We start from the raw sequence: 20,110 nt of genomic DNA on the forward strand, positions 1-20,110 counted from the left end.
GTTTCCGTCGCGTCGACGTCCCGGTCAGGTAACCTGCTCGTCCGCGTCGGCCGGCCCGCCGCCGGCCCCCTGCGCTCCGCCGAGCAGGCGCGCGGCATCGGTACGGCCGCGTCGGGTGCCGCTCTGGTAGGAGCTCATCATCCGGCGCACCTGCTCCGGTGCACGCGCCGTGTCGTCGTCGGCGTCGTCATCCGCCGCGCTCTGGTCGTGCCGCAGCTCCGGCACGAGGCTGGCCTGACGCACCCGGACCGGCAGTCCCGCGTCGGTGACCGGCGCCGTCTCCGCCTCGGTCTCCGGCTCCGTCGCCGGCGACGCCTCCGCCGCGTCCGTCGTGCCGGCCGGCCGCCGCTCCACCACTGCCAGCTCCGTGGTCGGCCCCGCCACCGCGGGCTGCCGCTTGCGGGTACGCGCCGGCAGCCCGGACGGGGTCAGCCGGGGCGCCTGCGTCACCGGCTCCGGCACGTGCGGGGCGGGCTCGGCCGGCTGGTCCGGCTCGGCGGTGTCGTCCGGGCCGGACGGGGGCGCTGGTCCGTCGCTGTCGGCGGCCGGCGTGCTCCGCACCGGGTCCGGCGCGGGTGCCGCGGGCAGGGCCGTCCCGGGTGCGGGCAGGGCGTCGGCCTCGTCGGCGCCGTCGGCGGTGATCAGTTCACGCGGGATGAGCACCACGGCAGTGGTCCCGCCGTACGCGGACTCCTTGAGCTGCACCTTGACGCCGTGGCGCTCGGTGAGCCGGCTGACCACGAACAGGCCGAGCCGGGCGGCGTCGGCGAGGTTCAGCTCGGACCGGTCCACGATGCGCGCGTTGGCGGCGGCCAGCTCGTCGGCGCTCATGCCGAGGCCGCGGTCCTCGATCTCGATGGCGAAGCCGTTCGCCACCAGCTGACCGCGTACCTCCACAGTGGTCTGCGGCGGGGAGAACGAGAGCCCGTTCTCGATCAGCTCGGCCAGCAGGTGGATCACGTCACCGACGGCGCGGCCGGTGAGCGACACCTCGCCGAGCGGGCGCACGGTGACCCGGGTGTAGTCCTCGACCTCGGCGACCGCGCCGCGCACCACGTCGACCATGGGGACGTTGCGCCGCCAGGCCCGGCCCGGCGTCGAGCCGGAGAGCACGATCAGGTTCTCCGCGTTGCGCCGCATCCGGGTGGCCAGGTGGTCGACCCGGAACAGGTCCTCCAATTCCTCGGCGTCGTGCTCGCGCCGTTCCATCGCGTCCAGCAGCGTGAGCTGCCGGTGCACGAGCGCCTGAGTGCGCCGGGCCAGGCTCAGGAACACGTCGCGGACGCTGCGGCGCAGCTCGGCCTGCTCGACGGCGGTGCGGACGGCGGTCTCCTGCACGACGTTGAACGCCTTGCCCACCTGACCGATCTCGTCGTCGCCGAACTGCAGGGGTGGCGCCTCGCGGGCGACGTCCACCTCCTCACCGCGGCCCAGCCGGTCCACCACGCTCGGCAGGCGTTCGTGGGCCAGCTTGAAGGCGGCTTCGCGGAGCCGTTCGAGCTGGCGGACGAGCGCCCGGGCCGTGGTGATCGAGACGACCACGGAGGCGATGACGGCGATCAGGCCGAGACCGGCGGCGAGCACCAGCCGTACGATGACGCCCACCGCGACCGGCGTGGCCCGGGACACGATGTCCTCACCGCCGGCGAGGATGACCTCGCGCAGGTCGGCCATCGCCTTCTCGGCGGCGGCCTGCCACGCCGCGGCGGTCACCGGGGGGCGCACCTCGGCGCCCTTGGCCGCGAGCACCTGGTCCTGGAGCGTGCGGAGCTGCTGGAACGCCTCGCCCTCGACCATCCGCTCGAAGCGGGCACGGTCGCCGGGGGCGAGTTCGCGGGCGGTGCGGTCGGCGAGGAACCACTGCGCGCCGACCAGGCGGGCGAACGCGGTCTGCTCGCCGACGGTGATCCGGTTGGCCGCGATCGCACCGGTGAGCAGCGCGTCCTGTTGGGACAGCAGTTCCCGGGACCGGTTGAGGTCGATCAGCGCGGCGGTGTCCTTGGCGATCTCGTCGTCGTCGAGGCCGCCGAGGGCGTCGAAGACCGCGAAGATCCCGTCGACCGCCTCGTCGTACGCGATGAGCGTGGTGGTCCGGTCGATCGTCTTGCGGCTGACGTCGGCACGGATCTGGCCGAGCTGGTCCAGTTCGGTCTTCAGCTCGTCGAGCCGCTGCATCAGCTCCTCGCTGGCCGGGATCTCGGTGCGCCAGTCCCGCACCGAGCGCCACAGCGCGCCGGCGGTCTCGTCGGTACGCGCGCGCTGGGCCTCCAGCTCCCGCAGCCGGCTCGGGTCGGACTCACCGAGGTAGCGCAGCGACAGCCGGCGCTCGGCCTGCAACTCCTGCAGCAGTGGATCGCTCGGCTCGAAGACGCGCGCGTTGAGCGTCTGCACGCCGAGCAGGTTGAATCCGTCCCGTACGGTCACCCACGCGGCGAACGCCCAGAGCGCGGTCAGCGACGCCAGCAGCGCGATGATCTTCGTACGGAGATTCGTACTGCGGGAACCCATCACACCGTCCTGGCCCGGTCTTCGGTCGGTTCGGAATCCGATCGACTCCGGCGCACGCTAGCAGCCGTCGTGAACCTCATTCAAGCGATCCTGATCATGGTAGGTGCGGCCCCGGTCCGGGCCGCGCCGGCACGGCCGGAGGCCGCCAGCACCGCGGCGCGCACGATCCGCGTCGGGCGGTAGAGATCCTTGTCGTGCCATAGTGCCGGTTCACCGTCGCATCCGTCCAGCTCGGACAGTCGGCGACGCCCCCGCGCCAGCGCCGACGTGATCCGGGGGTCACCGGGCCGGCCCGCGTCGGCCAGGGCGAGCACCCCGTACGCGGTCTCCTCGGCGGTGCCGTCCCACCGTCCCCAGGAGCCGTCCGGGCGTTGTGTGTCCAGCAGCCAGGCCACCCCGCGCTCGACGGCGGTACGCGCCGCACCGTCCGGCGCGTGGTCGGCCAGCGCCAGCAGCACCGCGTACGTGGCGTAGTACGGCGAGGCGTGCCAGCGGTCCTCCCACCGCCCGTCCGGCTCCTGCCGTTCCAGCAGCCACTCGGTGACCCGGCGCCGGGCGCCGGTGACGCCGGGTGCGCTCGGATGCTCGCCGAGGGCGTCCAGCACGTGCGCGTTGGTGGTCAGCGAGGCGCCGTCCTCCCCCGGCCAGGTGCAGAAGTGCCGTCCGGTGTCGAACCCGTCCAGCGGCGCGACGCCGGGTGCGCGGCCGAGCCGGGCCAGCGCGTAGAGCGTGACCGCCGTGGTGTCGGCGTCGGCGGGCAGGCCGGGCGCGGTGGCCGCGCCGGACGGTCCGACCGCGGCGCGCAGCTCGGTCAGCACCGGCTCGGGCGCGCCGACCGGCACGCCGGCCCGGACCAGGACGGCGAGCACCCAGGCCCGCTCGAAGACGGTGATCGGGCTCGCGCAGGGCACCGGGCCGGGCCGGGCCACAGCGTTCAGGTAGTCCAGCGCGGGACCGCGTTCCGGACCGCCCAGCCAGGCGGCGGTGGCGGCGGGTGAGGCGCCGACCGCGCCGCTGGCCGACGGACGCACCCCGGGCGCCCGGTACGCCAGTTCGCCCGCCACCTCCAGCGCGTGCGCCAGCTTCTCCGGCACCGGCCGTCCGGTGGCGAGCAGTCCGCGTACCCGGGTCAGGCGGGCCGGGTCGAGACCGGCCGGCAGCGGCAGGCGGGGCCGGCCGGCCCACTCGGCCAGCCCGGGTGGCGGCCCGGCCGGGCCGTCGAGGTGCCGGTCCACGGCGGTCAGCAGCGCCGGCACGATCAGGTCGGTGGCCGGCAGGTCCGGCGGGGTGCCGTCGCGCAGCGCGCCGGTCAGGTACGTCAGGCCCCGGCACGCGGCGTCGGCGGGCGCGGCGGACGGCCCGTCGCGGTGCAGCACGGCCAGCAGGGCCTCGACCGCGCTCAGCGTCGGGACCAGCGCGTACCCGCCGGGGCCACCCCACCCGCCGTCCGGGCGCTGCCGGTCCAGCAGCCAGGCCACGCGCCGGTCGTGGCCGTCGAGCCAGGGCGCGAGCGCGACCAGCCGTCCGGTCTCGTAGACCGACTGTGACGTCTGCCCCTCCGGTTCGCCGCCGAGCGCCGTGATCAGGTCGTGCGTGGTCCCGGACCGGGTGGCGGGCACCGATCCGGCGGTGAGCGTCACCGCACGCCCCAGAAGTCGGTGTTCCGGTAGAAGCCGGTGGTGAAGCCGAGCTGCCGGGACAGGAAGCCGGCTTCCCGCGGCACCTCGCCGGCCAGCTTCGCCAGCAGGACGCGGCAGTGGTCGACCTGCTCGGCGAAGCGCCGCTCGACCTCGGCCGGATCGTCCACCAGCAGCAGTGCGTTGAGGTCACCGGACTCGGCGTCGCGGCGGTGGGTGCCGAGGTCGTTCACCAGGCGCAGGGCCCGCTGGACCTCGTCGCCGACCTCGATCAGCCGGGCCAGCGTGACGGCGTCGGACACCGATCCGGTGTGGATCCAGTGCGCCACGTTCACCACAGTGGCGGCGAGGTTGTCGGCGTTGGCGAGGTACTCGGCGAGCGTGGGACGGCCGGTGTGCCGCCAGTCCCACTCGCGGGCCATCGCGTCGAGCGTGCGAGCCATCGTGTCCCGCCAGAGACCGCGCAGCGCCGGATAGGCGGGCGCGGCGGCGACGTCGTCGCGCAGCTCGGCGAGGAACCGGCCCAGCGGGTCGGTGGACTCGCCGCCGTCGAGCACGTCCAGGCAGACGGCGGTGATCCGGTCGACCTCGGCCCGGCTGGTGGCCTGGTGGTCGACCAGCCAGTCGACTGCGAAGCCCCAGAGCACCGCGCGGTTCGTCACCGCCAGCTCGGCGGCGGTGTGCCAGGGGGCGCTGAACGCCATCGCCTGCGCGATGCTGCTGAACAGCGTCGCGTCGAACGGGTCGCCGGGGAACAGCTCGGGGTGCGCGGCGGCGGCCCTGCGCAGGCCGCGCTGGCCCTGCGCGGCGAGCGCGCAGACCCGGCCCTGCTCCGCGGCGACCGTGAGCGGATCGGGTGTCGGCCCGTCGGTCATGCCGGCTCCGTCCGCCCGGCGGCGACGAGCGTCAGCTCGACGCGTTCGCGCGGCCGCAGCGCCGCGGCCAGCCGCAGTCCGGGTACGCCGGGGCGGTGCAGCCGGAAGCGGTAGCGGCTGAGCATGGTGGCGAGGATGAGCTGGGCCTCCAGGTAGAACAGGTACATGCCGAGGCACTGGTGCGGCCCGCCGCCGAACGGGAAGTGGGCATACCGGTGGCGGGTGCGGACGCGCTCGGGGCGGAACCGTTCCGGGTCGAACTCGTCCGGGCGGTCCCAGAACTGCCGCATCCGCTGGGTGATCAGCGGGCTGACCGCCATCGTGGCGCCGGGCTCGATCGGCACGCCGTCGATGACGTCCCCGGCGACCGCGCGGCGCGGGATGATCCACCCGATCGGGTAGAGCCGCAGCAGCTCGTCCAGCACCATCCGGGTGTACGTGAGCCGGCTCAGGTGCTCGCGGCGTACCGGCTCGCCGCCGACCACCTCGTCGATCTCGGCGTAGAGCCGCCCGGCCACCTCCGGGTGCTGGTCCAGGTGCGGCCAGGCCCAGGTCAGCACGTTGATGGTGGTCTCCGTGGTGGCGGCGAACATCGCCACGGTGTCGTTGCGGACCTGCCGCTCGTCGAGCTGCCGCCCGTCGTCGGTGCGGGCCTGCCAGAGCGTCGAGATGACGTCGTCGCCCTGGTCGGCGGACTCCCGCGTCTCGCGGACGATCGGCACCAGCACGTCGTCGACGATGCGGACGGCGCGGGCGAACGTGCGGTCGCCGGGCATCGGCAGGGACAGCGGCGCGAACGGCACGACGATCCGGGGGATGACGGCGGTGGCGATCCGGTCCTGCGCCTCGATCACGCGCATCGCGTCCGGCACCGAGATCCGGTCGGCGAAGAGCACCTTCATGATCGCCCGGCTGACGATGCGCGCCTGCTCCACGCCGATGTCGACCGGCTGCCCGGCGCGGGCCGGCTCGTCCAGTTCATCCACCGCGTCGCGGATGGCGTCGGCCATCCCGTCGACCAGCGCCTCGACCCGCTTGGCGGTGAACATCGGCTGGAGCATCCGGCGGCTGGCCGACCAGATCTGCCCCTCGCCGAGGATGCCCTCGCCGAACAGCCGCTTGACCGGGCGCCAGAACAGCCCGTCACCTGCTCGTTCGTAGTTGTCCGCCCGGTCACGCAGGACGTGCTGCACGTGCGTGGGGTGGGTGACCAGGTAGGGGCGGAACGAGCCGAGGTTGAGCCGGACCAGTTCGCCTTCGGTACGGTTACCGATGTCGATGAGTGCTCGGGCGGGGTCGCGGAGCACCGCCGGCAGGATCTGCCGCAGCGGCACGGTTCGGGGTCGGCCGGTGGGCCTCGGTCCGTCCGTCGGTTCGGGCACCTGAACGCTCCCTCGGTTGACTCAGGGTCGCGACTCCGTATCGACCCGTGACGTTGCTCGCGAGCATGCCATCCTGAGCCGCAGACCAAAAGGCAGGTCGGAGGATATTTCACGTAACAACAATCTCTTTGTCGAGAATGGAGCCCGTGGGATATGCGTCACTGGCGTACACAGTGGCCGTTGCGGAGAGCGAGCAACGCTCACCTCCGGCGGACGGCGGCAGAACGCGGGCGCGGACCCGTCCGCTGTGCCAAGCTTCGGGCATGGACGACAAGACCATCCTGAGCCGGATCTCGGAACTCGTCGACGAGGAGCACCGGCTGCGCGCCGACGCGCAGCAGCACGAAGCCGGCACCGACGACGAGGCGCGGCAGCGGCTGCGCGCGCTGGAGGAGTCCCTGGACCAGTGCTGGGATCTGCTGCGCCGCCGCCGGGCGGCCCGCCAGGCACACGGCGACCCGGACGCCCAGGGCGAGCGCCCGGTGCCCGAGGTCGAGCGCTACCTCCAGTGACCCGGACCGGCGTCCCGGGCGGTCTCCCGCCCGGGACGCCGGCCGGTCAGCGGACGCCCGCCTCCCGCAGCAGCGCCTCGGTCAGCGCCACCGGGTCGGTCACCGTCGCGGGCATCCCGCGGGCGGTGAACCAGGCGGCCACCACCCGCACGTCGCGGGCCAGGAAGTCGGCCCCCTGCGGGTTCGCCACCACGTCGACCACCTGGGGCAGGTCGATCATCACCAGCCGGCCCGCGTGCACCAGCAGGTTGTACGGCGACAGGTCGCCGTGTGCGTACCCGGCCCGGGCGAGCACCGTCAGCGCCTCCACGAGCTGGTCCCACAGGTCGCGCAGCTCGTCGTCGCCGGGCCGGACCTGGGCCAGCCGCGGCGCGGCCTCCCCCGCCTCGGCGTCGCCGACGAACTCCAGCATCAGCTCGGTGCCGAGCAGCTGCACCGGGTAGGGCACGGCGATCCGCCCGGAGGCGGCCCCGATCTCCCAGAGCTGGGACAACGCGGCGAACTCGGCCGCCGCCCACTGCCCGGCGATCATCTGGCGGCCGAACGCGGTGCGGCCGGTCATCGCCCGCATCTCACGCGACCGGCGGACCCGGCGGCCCTCCAGGTAACCGGCGTCGCGGTGGAACAGCCGGTGCTGGGCGTCGCGGTAGCGCTTGACCGCCAGCAGGCAGGCGCGGTCGGTACCCGGCACGGCGCGGCGGACCAGGTGGACGTCCGCCTCCTTGCCGGTCTTGAGCACCCCGAGCTCGGTGTCCCGGGCGGCCAGTTCGGTGACCAGCCACTCCGGGTGCGGCTCGGGGCCGTGGACGGCCTGGTCCCAGGAGGACCAGGCGTCCTCCGCCTCGGGCTCGGCGTCCGGGTCGGTGAGGGTCGGCGGGGTACGCCGCCCCCGCTTCAGGAAGTCGGGTTCGTCGTCGTCGAAGCGGCTCTTGCCGCGGCCACGGCGCTGCGGCGCCGGGATGTCGTGATCGCGCACGGGTGGATCTGTCCTTCGATCGAGGCTGGTGGAGGCAGGTGGTACGACCCTGCGAAAACGGCCATGACCGACCCCCTCTCCTCGACCGGGCACACCCGGCTGCGCACTCGCGCGGCACCATGCTCGTTCCCCGCCCGCGTCGGGTCAACGGATTTTCCGCGCGGGGCGCCGCTGTGCCGCCGCGCCGCCTGCGGGCCCGCGCCGCCCGCCGGCCCGCGCCGCCGTCAGCCGGCCAGGACGGCCGCGACGGCGGCGATCAGCCCGTCCTCGATCCGGGTGGGCGCGAACCTCGGATCGGACCAGCGGCGTCCCCGGTGCAGCCAGACGCTGGGCAGGCCCACCGCCGTCGCGCCGCCGATGTCCGCCTCCGGGCTGTCGCCCACCACCCACGCGCCGCGCAGCGGCATCCGGGCCCGCTGGGCGGCGAGCGCGAAGATCCTCGGGTTCGGTTTGCTGACGCCCGCCTCCTCGGAGATCACCCAGTCGGCGACGTACCGGTCCAGGCCGGTCTTGCGGATCTTGGCGTCCTGTTGACGGGACGCGCCGTTGGTGACCACCACCGGCACCCAGCCGGCGTCGGCGGCGATCCGCAGCGCGCACGCCACCAGCGGGTCCAGCCGCATGTGGGCCACCACGCCGTCGTGCAGCTCGTCGACCAGGTCGATCGAGGGGATGCGCAGCGCGTACCGGTCGCGGATCGCATCCGCCACGTCCCACCTGTTGGTCAGTCCGTCCGCGTCCACGGACACCAACCAGTCGAGGTCGGCCGGCGGCGCGCCGATGCCGTCCAGGAAGCGTTCTCCCCAGGCGCGGAACGGCCCGTCGCGGTCCAGCAGGGTGTTGTCCAGATCAAGCAGGAGCAACGGCACCTGGGCACCCTACGGGACGGGCCGGAGCACCGACAGGGCCGAGGGCCCCGCCACGGCGATCAGGCCACGAGGACGGCGCGAGCCGCCCCGGCGTCGAGCGGGCGGTCCCGCAGCATGGTGTGCGCCGCGCGGGTGGCGGCCAGCGCGGCCGGATCCAGCGTGGCCACCAGCACGTCCTCGCCGGTGTCGGCGCCCCGGGCCAGCGGCCGGCCCTCCGGGTCGTACACCGCCGCGCCGCCGTTGAAGCGCCACGGATCGGCGCCGCCGACGGCGTTGGCGAACACCACGTACATGGTGTTGTCCAGCGCCCGGGCCGCGTAGTAGAGGTCGCGGCGGTGTGCCGAGCCGGCCAGGTAGCCGCTCGGGCAGAGGTAGCCGTGCGCGCCGTCGCGGGCGGCGGCCCGCGCGTGCTCCGGGAAGCAGCCGTCGTAGCAGACGCCCAGACCCAGCCGCCACGTGTCGACCTCGAGCGTGGCGCCCCGGCGGCCGGCGTCGAACAGCTCCCGCTCGCCGCTCCAGAGCTGCTGCTTGTCGTACGCGGCGGTGACCATGCCGGCCGGGTCCACGACGAGCGAGGAGATGGTGCGCCGCCGGTCGGGGTGGCGGACGGCGGCGCCGATCACCACGGCTGCGCCCGCGTCGGCGGCGGCGGAACGCAGCGGCTCCAGCCGGGCGTCGCTCACCCGGCCGTCGGCGTCGGCTGCCACGTCCGTGCCCTCCGGATCGGCGCCGAGCGTCGGCGGGTGGTACGCCGGCAGGAACAGCTCGGGCAGCACCACGACGCGGGCTCCCTCGGCCCGGCCGACGAGGCCGCCGGCGGCGCGGGCGTTGCCGGCGACGTCGCCGGGGACGGGCTGGGCCTGGACGGCGGCGACGGTGAGCGGGCGCGCGGGAAGGGCGGTCACCCGCCGATCGTAACCACCAGGCGGGGCCAGATGATCAAGCGTCGGCGCATCTCAAGCCGTACGTACGGTTTGCATCGGCCGGTTCCACCTGCGACGATCCGTTCGTGCCCAGAGTAAGTCAGGACCAGCTCGACGCGCGCCGACAGGAGATCCTCGCGGCGGCGCGGGCGTGTTTCGCCCGGCACGGATACGAGGGCGCCACCGTACGGCGGCTGGAGGAGGCCACCGGCCTGTCCCGGGGCGCGATCTTCCACCACTTCCGGGACAAGGACTCCCTGTTCCTCGCCGTCGCCGAGGACGACGCCGCCGCGATGGTGGAGACGGTGGCTCGCAACGGCCTCGTGCAGGTCATGCGCGACCTGCTGGCCCGGGCCGTCTCGCCGGACACCACCGGCTGGCTCGGCAGCCAGCTGGAGGTCTCCCGCCGGCTGCGCACCGACCCCACCTTCGCCAAGCGCTGGGCGGAACGGTCCGAGGCCATCGCCGCGGCGACCCGGGAGCGCCTGCTGCGCCAGCGCGAAGCAGGCGTCCTCCGCGACGACGTGCCGATCGACGTGCTCGCCCAGTTCCTGGAGCTGGCCTACGACGGGCTGGTGCTGCACCTGGCGATGGGCCGCCCGGCCGGCGACCTGGCCCGGGTGCTCGACCTGGTCGAGGAAGCCGTCCGCCGGCACTGAACCGGCACCGGTCTCGGTCCGGTAACTACGCCCCTCCAGGAGATCGACTCTGGCGCGCCTGCTCCACAATGAGCCGCGACCCCTCCTCGCGACAGGAGCAGACGATGACCCCCACCGACACCTGGGGCATCCCCGGCCCCGTATTCCTGCGCTGGTACCTCCTGCTCGCCGTCGTCCTGGTCATCGGTGCGATCGTGTACCGGTGGCGCATGCTGGCGGGCACGCCGGTGGCCGTCCACGGCGGACTGGGGCCGCAGCAGGTCGCCTACCTCAACGGTGGCGACCAGCTCGCCGTCTGGGCCGCGCTCGGCGGGCTGCGCCACTGCGGCGCGGTCGGCGTCCGGCCGGACCGGCGGCTCACCACCGGCGGTCCGCTGCCGGCCGGGGCAACCCCGCTGGACCAGGCAGTACACCACGCGGCGAGCCGCGGCCTGCGAACCCGGGACCTGGCCGCCGACGAGTGGGTGCGGCGCGCGCTCGACGAGCTGCGCGACGGCCTGGTACGCCGGGGCCTGGCCCTGGACCAGGAGCGACGCCGGACGCTGCGGCGCGGCGCGCTGCTGATCGGAGCCCTGCTGGCGATCGGCGTCGTGCGCGCATTCTCCGGGCTCCTCAACGACCGGCCCACCGGCTGGCTGCTGCTCAGCCTGTTCCCGCTCGGCCTCGCGTTCGTGCTGCTCAACCGCGTGCCCTGGCGTACCCGGGCGGCCACCGCCGCGCTGAACGACATGCGCCGCCGGCACGCCTGGCTGCGGCCGGACGCCGGGCCCGCGTACTCCACGTACGGCGCGACGGACGTGGCGCTGGGCGTGGCGCTGTTCGGCACCGCCACGCTCTGGACCATGGACCCGGGCTTCGCGGAGCAGGCCGAGATCCAGCGGCAGGCGCTGGGCAACACGGGCGGCGCGAGCACCGGCACCTCCTGCGGCGGCGGGGCGACCGCCGGTGGCACCTCCTCGTGCGGCGGCGGCAGCTCGTGCGGCGGGGGTGGTGGCTGCGGCGGGGGCGGCGGGTGCGGCGGATGAGCGGCCCGTCCGGCGTCGGCATCGGCTGGCGCCCCGAGATCGCCGGCTTCGTCGCCGGGCTGCCGGGACTGCGCTTCGTCGAGGTGGTCGCGGAGGCGATCGCACCGGCCGGGCCGCTCCCCGACGGGCTCACCGAACTACGCGGACGCGGCGTCGACGTCGTACCCCACGGGGTGCGGCTGTCCCTCGGCGGCGCGGAACCGGTCGACCCGGCCCGGGTGGCGCACCTGGCCGGGGTGGCCGCGGCCCTGGACGCGCCGCTGGTGAGCGAGCACATCGCGTTCGTGCGGGCCGGCGGCCTGGAGGCCGGTCACCTGCTGCCGCTGCCGCGCAGCCGCGAGGCGGTCGCGGCGGTGGTGGCGAACGTCCGGCGGACGCAGGCGGAGCTGCCGGTGCCGCTGGCCCTGGAGCCGATCGCGGCGCTGTTCGACTGGCCGGACGACGAGCTGGACGAGGCGGACTTCCTCACCGAGATCCTCGACGCCACCGACGCGCTGCTGCTGCTCGACATCGCGAACGTGCACGCCAACGCCCGCAACCGGGGCGGCGACCCGGCCGCGCTGCTGGACCGGCTGCCGCTGGAACGCATCGCCTACGTGCACGTCGCGGGCGGCGCCGAGCACGGCGGCTTCTACCACGACACGCACACCGATCCGGTGCCCGACGCCGTGCTGGACCTGGTCCGCGAGCTGTGCACCAGGCGCCGGCCGCCCGCGCTGCTGCTGGAACGCGACGGGCACTACCCGCCCGCCGCCGAGCTGCGCGGCGAGCTGGACGCGCTGGCCGCCGCGTCCGGCCACCCGGTGGTCACGTGAGCGGCGACCTGGCCGCCCGGCAGGCCGAACTGGTCGCGGCGCTCGTGGCCGGTGGACCGCTGCCGCCCGGCTTCGCCCCGGCCCCGGTCGAGGCGGCCCGCCGGGCACTGCTGCGCAAACGGGCCGGGGACGTGGCCCGGCACTGGCCGCTGCTCGCCGCCGGCCTCGGACCGGACTGGCCGGCCGCGTTCACCACGTGGGCCGACGGCCGGCCCACGAACGGGTCGCTGCGCGACGGCTGGGATCTCGCCCGCGACCTGCGCGACCGGGACGCGCTGCCGCCGCTGGGCGCGGACGAGCTGGCCGCGCGGGAGGCCGCGAGCCGCTACGACGGCCGGCGCCCGCCCCGGCCACGCCGGCTGCCGGCCCTCGCCCGGACCGGCGGCGCCATCGCGGTTCAGGTCGCCGGCCGGGTACGCCTGGTGCGGCCCGCCCCGCGCTGACAGGCACCCGCCGGTACGGCAGGATCGGTGCATGGATCTCGGACTCGCCGACCGGGTGTACGTGCTCACCGGCGCCTCCGGCGGCCTCGGCTTCGCCACCGCCGAACACCTCGTCGCCGACGGTGCCCGGGTGGTCGTCTCCGCGCGTACCCCGGAACGGGTGGCCGCCGCGATCGAGGCGCTCGGTGACCCGCAGCGGGCGATCGGGCTGACCGCCGACCTCGCCGACCCCGCCACCCCGGAGCGGCTCGTCGCCGCCGCCCGCGAACACTTCGGCCGCCTCGACGGCGCGCTGATCTCGGTCGGCGGCCCACCGCCCGGCACCGCCGCCACCGTCAGCGACGAGCAGTGGCGCGAGTCGTTCGAGACGGTCTTCCTGGGCAGCGTCCGGCTCGCCCGCACGGTGGCCGGGGCACTCACCGACGGCGGCGCGATCGGGCTGGTGCTGTCCACCTCGGTACGCGGACCGCTGCCCGGCCTCGGCATCTCCAACGGGCTGCGGCCGGGCCTGGCCGGCGTCGCGAAGGACATGGCCGACGAGTTCGGCCCGCGCGGCGTCCGCGTCGTCAGCCTGCTGCCGGGACGGATCATGACCGACCGCAACCGGGAGCTGCTTGCCGGTTCCGGCGACCCCGAGCGGGCCCGCGCGCAGGCCGAGGCGGCGATCCCGCTCGGACGCATCGGCGACCCGGCGGAGTTCGGCAGGGTGGCCGCGTTCCTGCTCTCCCCCGCCGCCGGGTACGTCACCGGGATCACCGTCCCGGTCGACGGCGGCGCGCTGCGCGGGCTGTGACGGTGGCCTGGCTTCCCGCGCCGGCACCGGTGCTTCCCGCGGCGGCGGCTCCGCTGAGCCGGGTGCGGGTGGCCGCGCCTGCGGCGGGACGGTCACCCGGGACGGTGGGCCGGTGAGCGATCGACGGCGGCCGGGGGGTGGGCGGCCCGAGGCCGCGCCCGGATCGGGCACGCCCGCGCGCCGCCATCCCCGGCCCAGCCGCGAGCAGCTCGCCGCGGCGGCCGACCGGCTGCTGCCCGACGTGATCGCGCCCGGCCTGGACGTGCTGTTCGTCGGCATCAACCCGGGCCTGTGGTCGGCGGCCACCGGCTGGCACTTCGCCCGCCCGGGCAACCGGTTCTGGCCCGCCCTGCACCGGGGCGGCTTCACGCCGCGCCTCCTGCACCCCAGCGAACAGGACACGCTTCCGGCGCTGGGCCTCGGCATCACCAACATGGTGGCCCGGGCCAGCGCCCGCGCCGACGAGCTGACCGCCGATGAACTGGTCGACGGCGCCGCCATGCTCACCGCGAAGGTCGAGCACTACCGGCCGCACTGGGTGGCCGTGGTCGGGGTGACCGCGTACCGGATCGGGTTCGCCCGGCCGAAGGCCGGTTTCGGGCCGCAGCCGGAGACGCTCGCGGCGGCCCGGCTCTGGGTGCTGCCCAACCCGAGCGGCCTGAACGCCCACTTCACGCCGGAGACGCTCGGCGCCGCGTTCGCCGAGCTGCGCGCCGCGGTCGCCGCAGGTTAGGGCTTCGGTCGTCCGGTGCCGGCGGGCCGTCGGTGGCCCGGCCGGCCGGGCCGCTAGTTGGCGGCGGCCGGGGGCATGGCCTCGTGGGCGACGTAGGTGCCCATCGGCACCGTGGTCACCACGGGCTCGGGCTGGTCGGCCTCGGCGTGGGGCGCGGGCGAATCGGTGACCGCGAACTGGGTGCGGTACAGCTCGGCGTACAGGCCGCCGACCGCCACCAGCTCGTCGTGCCGGCCGCGCTCCACGATCCGGCCCTCGTCGAGCACGAGGATCTGGTCGGCGTCGCGCACTGTGGAGAGCCGGTGCGCGATGACCAGCGCGGTACGCCCGGTCAGCGCCACCGACAACGCCCGCTGCACCGCCGCCTCGCTCTCCGAGTCCAGGTGGGCGGTGGCCTCGTCGAGGATCACGATCGACGGGGCCTTGAGCAGCAGCCGCGCGATGGCGATGCGCTGCTTCTCGCCGCCGGAGAAGCGGTAGCCGCGCTCGCCCACAGTCGTGTCGAGCCCGTCCGGCAGTGCCCGGACCAGGTCAGCAACCTGCGCGCCGGCCAGCGCCGCCCAGATCTCGTCGTCGGTGGCGTCGGGCTTGGCGTAGCGCAGGTTCTCCCGGATCGTCTCGTGGAACAGGTGCGAGTCCTGGGTGACCACGCCGATCTCGTCGCGCAGGGAGGCGAGCGTCGCGTCCCGTACGTCGACGCCGCCGACCAGCACCTGGCCGTCGCTGACGTCGTAGATCCGGGAGATCAGCATGGACAGCGTCGACTTGCCGGCGCCGGAGGGGCCGACCAGGGCCACCATCTGACCCGGCTCGACGGCGAACGACACGCCCCGCAGCACCGGCTCGTTCACCGTGCGGTCGAGGGTCGAGACCTCCTCCAGGGACGCCAGCGACACCTCGGCGGCGCTCGGGTAGCGGAAGCGCACGTCGCGGAACTCGACCCGGCCGTTGCCACGCGGCACCGGCACCGCGTCGGGCTTCTCGGCGATGGACGGGCGCAGGTCGAGCACCTCGAAGACCCGGTCGAAGGAGACGAGCGCGCTCATCACGTCGACCCGGACGTTGGACAGCGCGGTCAGCGGGCCGTAGAGGCGGGTCAGAAGCAGCGCCAGCTTGACGACGGTGCCGGCGCTGACCGCACCGGTGACCGCCAGCCAGCCGCCGACGCCGTACGTCAGCGCCTGGGCCAGCGACGCGACGAGCAGCATCGCGACGAAGAACGTCCGCGAGTACATCGCGGACTGGATGCCGATGTCGCGTACCCGCTCGGCCCGGCGGGCGAACCGATCGGCCTCCACCTCCGGCGCGCCGAACAGCTTGACCAGGAGCGCGCCCGCCACGCCGAAGCGCTCGGTCATCGTGGCGTTCATCTTGGCGTCGAGGTTGTACGACTCGCGGGTGATCTCGGCCAGGCGCCGGCCGACCCGGCGGGCCGGGATGATGAAGATCGGCAGCAGCACCAGCGCCAGCACGGTGATCTGCCAGGACAGCACGAGCATCGCCCCGGCGGTGAGCACGAGCTGGATGACGTTGCTGACCACGCCGGACAGCGTCGAGGTGAACGCCCGCTGGGCGCCGAGCACGTCGTTGTTGAGCCGGCTGACCAGGGCGCCGGTCTGGGTACGGGTGAAGAACTGCAGCGGCATCCGCTGGACGTGGTCGTACACCCTCGTGCGCAGGTCGAGGATGATGCCCTCGCCGATGCGGGCCGAATACCACCGCTGGACCAGGGAGAACAGCGCGTCGGCCACGGCGAGCGCGGCGATGATCAGGGCGAGCCGGACCACCGTCGAGCGGGCGTCCGCGCCGCCGCCGGCGATCGCGTCGATGACGTCGCCGGCGAGCAGCGGCGTGGCCACGCCGATCACCGCGGCGATGATCACGGTGATCAGGAAGACGACGATGTCGCGCCGGTAGGGCTGGGCGAACGCGACGATCCGCCGGGCGGTGCCGCGCTTGAGCTCGTGGGCGGAGACCTCGTCGCGGTTACGCAGCGACCGGAGCATGCTCCAGCCGCCCATGCCGCCGCCGGCCATCGGGTGGGACACTCGTCACCTCCGGGTCGTCGGGGCAGCATGAACCGTCGGAGTCCATTCTCCCGACGCCTGTGACAACCTCGCGAGTAACCCAGATCTTCCCGAACGGTCCTTACGAAATCGCCGTACCGGCTATTCGCCCCGCCCGGCCAGGTCCCGGATCCGCCGGGTCTGCGCCTCCCGCTCGGCGCGCTGCTGCTCGGCGTGCGAACGGTCGGCCGCGCCCGCGAGCAGCACCTTGATCTCGATGATCGCGTCCCGGTTGTTGGCGAGCAGCCCGGCGGAGAGATCACGCACGGCGCCGTCCAGCTCGTCGTTCGGCACCACGAGCGTGGCCAGGCCGATCCGGTCCGCCTCGGCGGCGTCCATCCGCCGGCCGGTGGCGCAGATCTCCAGCGCCCGGGAGTAGCCGACCAGCTCGACCAGGCGGCGCGTACCGGCCAGGTCGGGAACCAGGCCGAGGGTCACCTCGGCCATCGAGAGCTTCGCGTCGGCGGCGAGCACCCGCATGTCGCAGGCCAGCGCGAGCTGGAAGCCGGCGCCGATGGCGTGGCCCTGCACGGCGGCGATGGACACCACGTCCGGCCGGTGCAGCCAGGTGAACCCGCCCTGGTACTCGGCGATCCGGTCGGCGCACTCCGCCTCCGGCATCGCGGCCAGCTCGGCGAAGGAGCCCGGCCCGGTCGCACCGGCGACCGCCAGATCCAGGCCCGCGGAGAAGGCGCGCCCCTCTCCGCGTACGACGACGACGCGCACGTCGCCGGGCAGATCCCGGGAGAAGTCGCTCATGGCGCGCCACATCGCCGGGGTCTGGGCGTTGAGTACGTCGGGCCGGCACAACGTCACCGTCGCTACCGGCCCGTCGCAGTCGAAGCGCACTCCGGTCGTCTCGGCGGTCACCGGACGCCCCGGAACGCGCTGATGGACGACGCTGGGGGGCGGGTCACGCCTTCTTCCGGCGCCGGGCGCCGCCGCGCTGCCGCAGCTGCACCCCGGACTCGGTGAGCACCCGGTGGATGAACCCGTAGGAACGGCCGGTCGAGGCCGCCAGAGCACGGATGCTCTCTCCGCCGGTGTACCGCTTTACCAGGTCTTTGGCGAGCGTCTGACGCTCGGCCCCGACGATCCGGCGACCCTTCTCAGTGCTGGTGGCTGTGCCGGTGGCTGCCATGCTGATTCCTCACGTCCCAGACTGTGCGGTTCGGATACGGTCCCACCTATTAGACCGCCTCGGACGATCATGCGCCAGATATCAACTATTCGCCAACCGACACGCTACGCAATGTCAGCTTCCCGATAGAGTGATCCTTCCGGCCGGCTGATCCGTACCGCCCGCCGGCGAGCCTGCCCGCCCCACTTCGGCGAAGTGGCGGCATCCTCCCGCATGATCGACACCACTTCTCCGAAGTGGCTGCATCACCGTGCTCCGGACACCTCCACTTCGGCGAACTGGTGTGGATCATGCGATGGCCGGTGCGGCGGGCCGTATCGTGCGCGGGGTGTTTGACGTGATCACGGCCGCGGCGGGTGCCGCCGGTGTCTTCGCCGCCACCAATCTCGACGACATCGTCGTGCTCATGGTGCTGTTCGTGACCCTCCGGCACACCGGACGCCCCCGGCCCTGGCAGATCGTCGCCGGGCAGTACGCGGGCATCGGCGCGCTCGTCGCGGTCGCGGTGCTGGCCGCCGCCGGGCTGCTCGTGGTGCCGGACCCGTGGCCCGGCCTGCTCGGCCTGCTGCCGATCGCGCTCGGCATACGCGCGCTGATGTCTCGTGGCGACGACGACGAGCCGCCGGCGGTGGTCGGCAGCCTGCTCGGCGTCGCCGGGGTGACCGTGGCGAACGGAGCCGACAACATCGCCGTCTACGTGCCGGTGTTCCGCTCCCTCGACCCGGCCACCGGCCTGGTCTGGCTACTGGCGTTCGCGCTACTGGTGGCCGTGTGGTGCGCGGTCGCCGCCGCGCTCGCCGGGCACCCCCGGGTGGTGGCCCTGGTCGGCCGCGCCGGCCACTGGCTGGTGCCGATGATCTTCATAGTCATCGGCGCGACCATCCTGCTCACCTCCGGCGTCCTCCCCCACCTGGCCACCCTCCGGACCTGACCGACCCGCCCCGACCCACCCCGTCGATCATGAAGTTGGCGGCGATCTGGATCTCCAGAAGTGCCGTCAACTTCATGATCAACGGGGATGGCGCGGGGGAAGGCGCGGGCGAAGGGCGAGGGCCGGGTTCAGGCGAGCTCCACCAGCTCCAGCAGGTCGTCGGACCAGGCGTCCTCGTCGCCGTCGGGCAGCAGGATGGCGCGGTCCGGCTTGAGCGCGGTGACCGCGCCCGGGTCGTGCGTGACCAGCACGATCGCTCCCGGGTAGCGGGCGATCGCGTCGAGCACCTGCTCGCGGCTGACCGGGTCGAGGTTGTTCGTCGGCTCGTCCAGCAGCAGCACGTTGGCGCCGGAGCAGACCAGCGTGGCCAGCGCCAGCCGGGTCTTCTCGCCGCCGGAGAGCACACCGGCCGGCTTGTCCACGTCCTCGCCGGAGAAAAGGAACGCGCCGAGGATCTTGCGCAGGTCGGTGTCGGTCTGGTCGGACGCGGCGCTGCGCATGTGCTCCAGGATCGTCCGGTCCACGTCGAGCGTCTCGTGCTCCTGCGCGTAGTAGCCGAGCCGCAGCCCGTGCCCGGGGCGCACCTCGCCGGTGTCCGGCTCCAGCAGCCCGCCGAGCATCCGCAGCAGCGTGGTCTTGCCGGCACCGTTGAGGCCCAGGATGGCCACCCGGGAACCCCGGTCCACCGCCACGTTCACGTCGGTGAAGATCTCCAGCGACCCGTACGACTTGGACAGGCCGGTCGCGGTCAGCGGCGTCTTGCCGCACGGCGCGGGGCTCGGGAACCGTACCTTCGCGACCTTGTCCGCGACACGGACCTCGTCGAGGCCGGAGAGCAGGCGCTCGGCGCGGCGGGCCATGTTCTGCGCGGCGACGGTCTTGGTGGCCTTGGCCCGCATCTTGTCCGCCTGCGCCATCAGCGCGCCGGCCTTCTTCTCGGCGTTCGCCCGCTCCCGGCGGCGGCGCCGCTCGTCGGTCTCGCGCGCCTCCAGGTACGCCTTCCAGCCCAGGTTGTACGTGTCGACCACGGACCGGGTGGCGTCCAGGAACCAGACCTTGTTGACCACCGCCTCCAGCAGCGAGGCGTCGTGGGAGATCACGATCAGGCCGCCCTTGTGATTGGCGAGGAAGCCGCGCAGCCAGGTGATCGAGTCGGCGTCGAGGTGGTTCGTGGGCTCGTCGAGCAGCAGGATGCCGCCGCCGTTCTCGCCGGCGTCGCGGAACAGGATCCGGGCCAGCTCGATGCGGCGGCGCTGACCGCCGGAGAGCGTGCCGATGGTCTGCGCCAGGGCCCGGTCGGGCAGGCCGAGGTTGGCGCAGATCCGGGCCGCCTCGGCCTCGGCCGCGTAGCCGCCGAGCGAGGCGAACTGGTCCTCCAGCGCGCCGTAGCGGCGGACCAGCCGCTCGTCGTCGGCGCCCTCGGCGAGCTTGTTCTCCAACTCCTTCATCTGCGCCATGAGCACGTCCAGCCCGCGGGCGGAGAGCACCCGGTCCCGGCCGGTGACGTCCAGGTCACCGGTACGCGGGTCCTGCGGCAGGTAGCCGATGGCGCTGCGCCGATCGATCTGGCCGCCGTACGGCTGCCCCTCCCCGGCGAGCACCTTGAGCGTGGTGGTCTTGCCGGCGCCGTTGCGGCCGACCAGGCCGATCCGGTCGCCCGGCTGCACCCGCAGGGTGGTGTCGGACAGCAGGATCCGGGAACCGGCACGCAGTTCCAGGCCGGTGGCAGTGATCATCTCGGAGTACTCGCTCTCGGGTCCGGAAGGGCTGACTCAGGGCACGCGAAAGCGCCGGCGGGTGGTGATTTCCCGTCGGCGCGGGG

The 20,110-nt window shown here is 74.2% G+C and carries 19 protein-coding genes; 8 read left to right on the forward strand and 11 right to left on the reverse strand.

Going from position 1 to position 20,110, the window contains the following annotated elements; translation table 11 throughout:
- Positions 1-24: 24 nt before the first annotated feature.
- The 4 genes from NMK34_RS20510 to NMK34_RS20525 form a co-directional block, all read right to left on the reverse strand.
- Complete coding sequence (locus tag NMK34_RS20510) at positions 25-2,508, reverse strand: nitrate- and nitrite sensing domain-containing protein (protein ID WP_318334800.1); 2,484 nt, start codon at positions 2,506-2,508, stop codon at positions 25-27.
- 80 nt (positions 2,509-2,588) lie between these two features.
- Complete coding sequence (locus NMK34_RS20515) at positions 2,589-4,148, reverse strand: prenyltransferase/squalene oxidase repeat-containing protein (RefSeq protein ID WP_318334801.1); 1,560 nt, start codon at positions 4,146-4,148, stop codon at positions 2,589-2,591.
- Positions 4,145-5,020 (reverse strand): terpene synthase family protein, encoded by an 876-nt coding sequence (locus NMK34_RS20520; protein ID WP_318334802.1) that lies wholly within the window; start codon positions 5,018-5,020, stop codon positions 4,145-4,147. The genes NMK34_RS20515 and NMK34_RS20520 overlap by 4 nt, the downstream gene beginning before the upstream one ends.
- Positions 5,017-6,354, reverse strand: a complete 1,338-nt coding sequence (locus tag NMK34_RS20525) for a cytochrome P450 (RefSeq protein ID WP_318336386.1) — start codon at positions 6,352-6,354, stop codon at positions 5,017-5,019. Before NMK34_RS20525 ends, NMK34_RS20520 begins: the two co-directional genes overlap by 4 nt.
- A gap of 311 nt (positions 6,355-6,665) precedes the next feature.
- On the opposite strand from NMK34_RS20525, the gene NMK34_RS20530 reads away from it, so the two are divergent.
- Entirely contained in the window at positions 6,666-6,914 is a 249-nt protein-coding gene (locus tag NMK34_RS20530; protein WP_318334803.1) for a DUF2630 family protein, read from the forward strand.
- A gap of 46 nt (positions 6,915-6,960) precedes the next feature.
- Here the strand turns inward: NMK34_RS20530 and NMK34_RS20535 are convergent, their stop codons facing one another.
- The 3 genes from NMK34_RS20535 to NMK34_RS20545 all read right to left on the reverse strand — a co-directional run bounded on the left by NMK34_RS20535 (position 6,961) and on the right by NMK34_RS20545 (position 9,664).
- Entirely contained in the window at positions 6,961-7,890 is a 930-nt protein-coding gene (locus NMK34_RS20535; protein ID WP_318334804.1) for a serine protein kinase RIO, read from the reverse strand.
- A gap of 224 nt (positions 7,891-8,114) precedes the next feature.
- Complete coding sequence (locus NMK34_RS20540; protein ID WP_120568947.1) at positions 8,115-8,759, reverse strand: HAD family hydrolase; 645 nt, start codon at positions 8,757-8,759, stop codon at positions 8,115-8,117.
- 59 nt (positions 8,760-8,818) lie between these two features.
- Complete coding sequence (locus NMK34_RS20545) at positions 8,819-9,664, reverse strand: carbon-nitrogen hydrolase family protein (RefSeq protein WP_318334805.1); 846 nt, start codon at positions 9,662-9,664, stop codon at positions 8,819-8,821.
- Between the two features lie 104 nt (positions 9,665-9,768).
- Here NMK34_RS20545 and NMK34_RS20550 point away from each other — a divergent pair, with 104 nt between their 5' ends.
- The 6 genes from NMK34_RS20550 to mug all read left to right on the forward strand — a co-directional run bounded on the left by NMK34_RS20550 (position 9,769) and on the right by mug (position 14,150).
- Positions 9,769-10,341 carry a helix-turn-helix domain-containing protein gene (locus tag NMK34_RS20550; protein ID WP_318334806.1) on the forward strand — a complete coding sequence of 191 codons (573 nt, stop codon included), beginning with the start codon at positions 9,769-9,771 and terminating at the stop codon, positions 10,339-10,341.
- Between the two features lie 104 nt (positions 10,342-10,445).
- Complete coding sequence (locus tag NMK34_RS20555) at positions 10,446-11,366, forward strand: TIGR04222 domain-containing membrane protein (protein ID WP_318334807.1); 921 nt, start codon at positions 10,446-10,448, stop codon at positions 11,364-11,366.
- Positions 11,363-12,181 carry a DUF692 domain-containing protein gene (locus NMK34_RS20560; RefSeq protein WP_318334808.1) on the forward strand — a complete coding sequence of 273 codons (819 nt, stop codon included), beginning with the start codon at positions 11,363-11,365 and terminating at the stop codon, positions 12,179-12,181. The genes NMK34_RS20555 and NMK34_RS20560 overlap by 4 nt, the downstream gene beginning before the upstream one ends.
- Positions 12,178-12,624, forward strand: a complete 447-nt coding sequence (locus NMK34_RS20565; protein ID WP_318334809.1) for a hypothetical protein — start codon at positions 12,178-12,180, stop codon at positions 12,622-12,624. The genes NMK34_RS20560 and NMK34_RS20565 overlap by 4 nt, the downstream gene beginning before the upstream one ends.
- 31 nt (positions 12,625-12,655) lie before the next feature.
- Positions 12,656-13,417: an SDR family oxidoreductase gene (locus tag NMK34_RS20570; protein ID WP_318334810.1), complete on the forward strand. Its 762-nt coding sequence runs from the start codon at positions 12,656-12,658 to the stop codon at positions 13,415-13,417.
- 112 nt (positions 13,418-13,529) lie between these two features.
- On the forward strand, positions 13,530-14,150 hold the full coding sequence (gene mug, locus NMK34_RS20575; RefSeq protein ID WP_318334811.1) for a G/U mismatch-specific DNA glycosylase: 621 nt from the start codon (positions 13,530-13,532) through the stop codon (positions 14,148-14,150).
- Positions 14,151-14,203: 53 nt separating this feature from the next.
- On the opposite strand, the gene NMK34_RS20580 is transcribed toward mug, so the two are convergent.
- The 3 genes from NMK34_RS20580 to NMK34_RS20590 form a co-directional block, all read right to left on the reverse strand.
- Positions 14,204-16,186, reverse strand: a complete 1,983-nt coding sequence (locus tag NMK34_RS20580; protein WP_318336387.1) for an ABC transporter ATP-binding protein — start codon at positions 16,184-16,186, stop codon at positions 14,204-14,206.
- A 132-nt stretch (positions 16,187-16,318) separates the two neighbouring features.
- Positions 16,319-17,086: an enoyl-CoA hydratase/isomerase family protein gene (locus NMK34_RS20585; protein ID WP_318334812.1), complete on the reverse strand. Its 768-nt coding sequence runs from the start codon at positions 17,084-17,086 to the stop codon at positions 16,319-16,321.
- Positions 17,087-17,129: 43 nt separating this feature from the next.
- Positions 17,130-17,357: a helix-turn-helix domain-containing protein gene (locus tag NMK34_RS20590; RefSeq protein WP_007072022.1), complete on the reverse strand. Its 228-nt coding sequence runs from the start codon at positions 17,355-17,357 to the stop codon at positions 17,130-17,132.
- A 328-nt stretch (positions 17,358-17,685) separates the two neighbouring features.
- Here NMK34_RS20590 and NMK34_RS20595 point away from each other — a divergent pair, with 328 nt between their 5' ends.
- Complete coding sequence (locus NMK34_RS20595; RefSeq protein ID WP_318334813.1) at positions 17,686-18,288, forward strand: cadmium resistance transporter; 603 nt, start codon at positions 17,686-17,688, stop codon at positions 18,286-18,288.
- A gap of 128 nt (positions 18,289-18,416) precedes the next feature.
- On the opposite strand, the gene NMK34_RS20600 is transcribed toward NMK34_RS20595, so the two are convergent.
- Positions 18,417-20,024: an ABC-F family ATP-binding cassette domain-containing protein gene (locus NMK34_RS20600; protein ID WP_043329650.1), complete on the reverse strand. Its 1,608-nt coding sequence runs from the start codon at positions 20,022-20,024 to the stop codon at positions 18,417-18,419.
- Positions 20,025-20,110 lie beyond the last annotated feature (86 nt).

Origin of the sequence: Micromonospora sp. BRA006-A (assembly GCF_033433935.1) — a bacterium.
Lineage (GTDB): Bacteria > Actinomycetota > Actinomycetes > Mycobacteriales > Micromonosporaceae > Micromonospora > Micromonospora aurantiaca.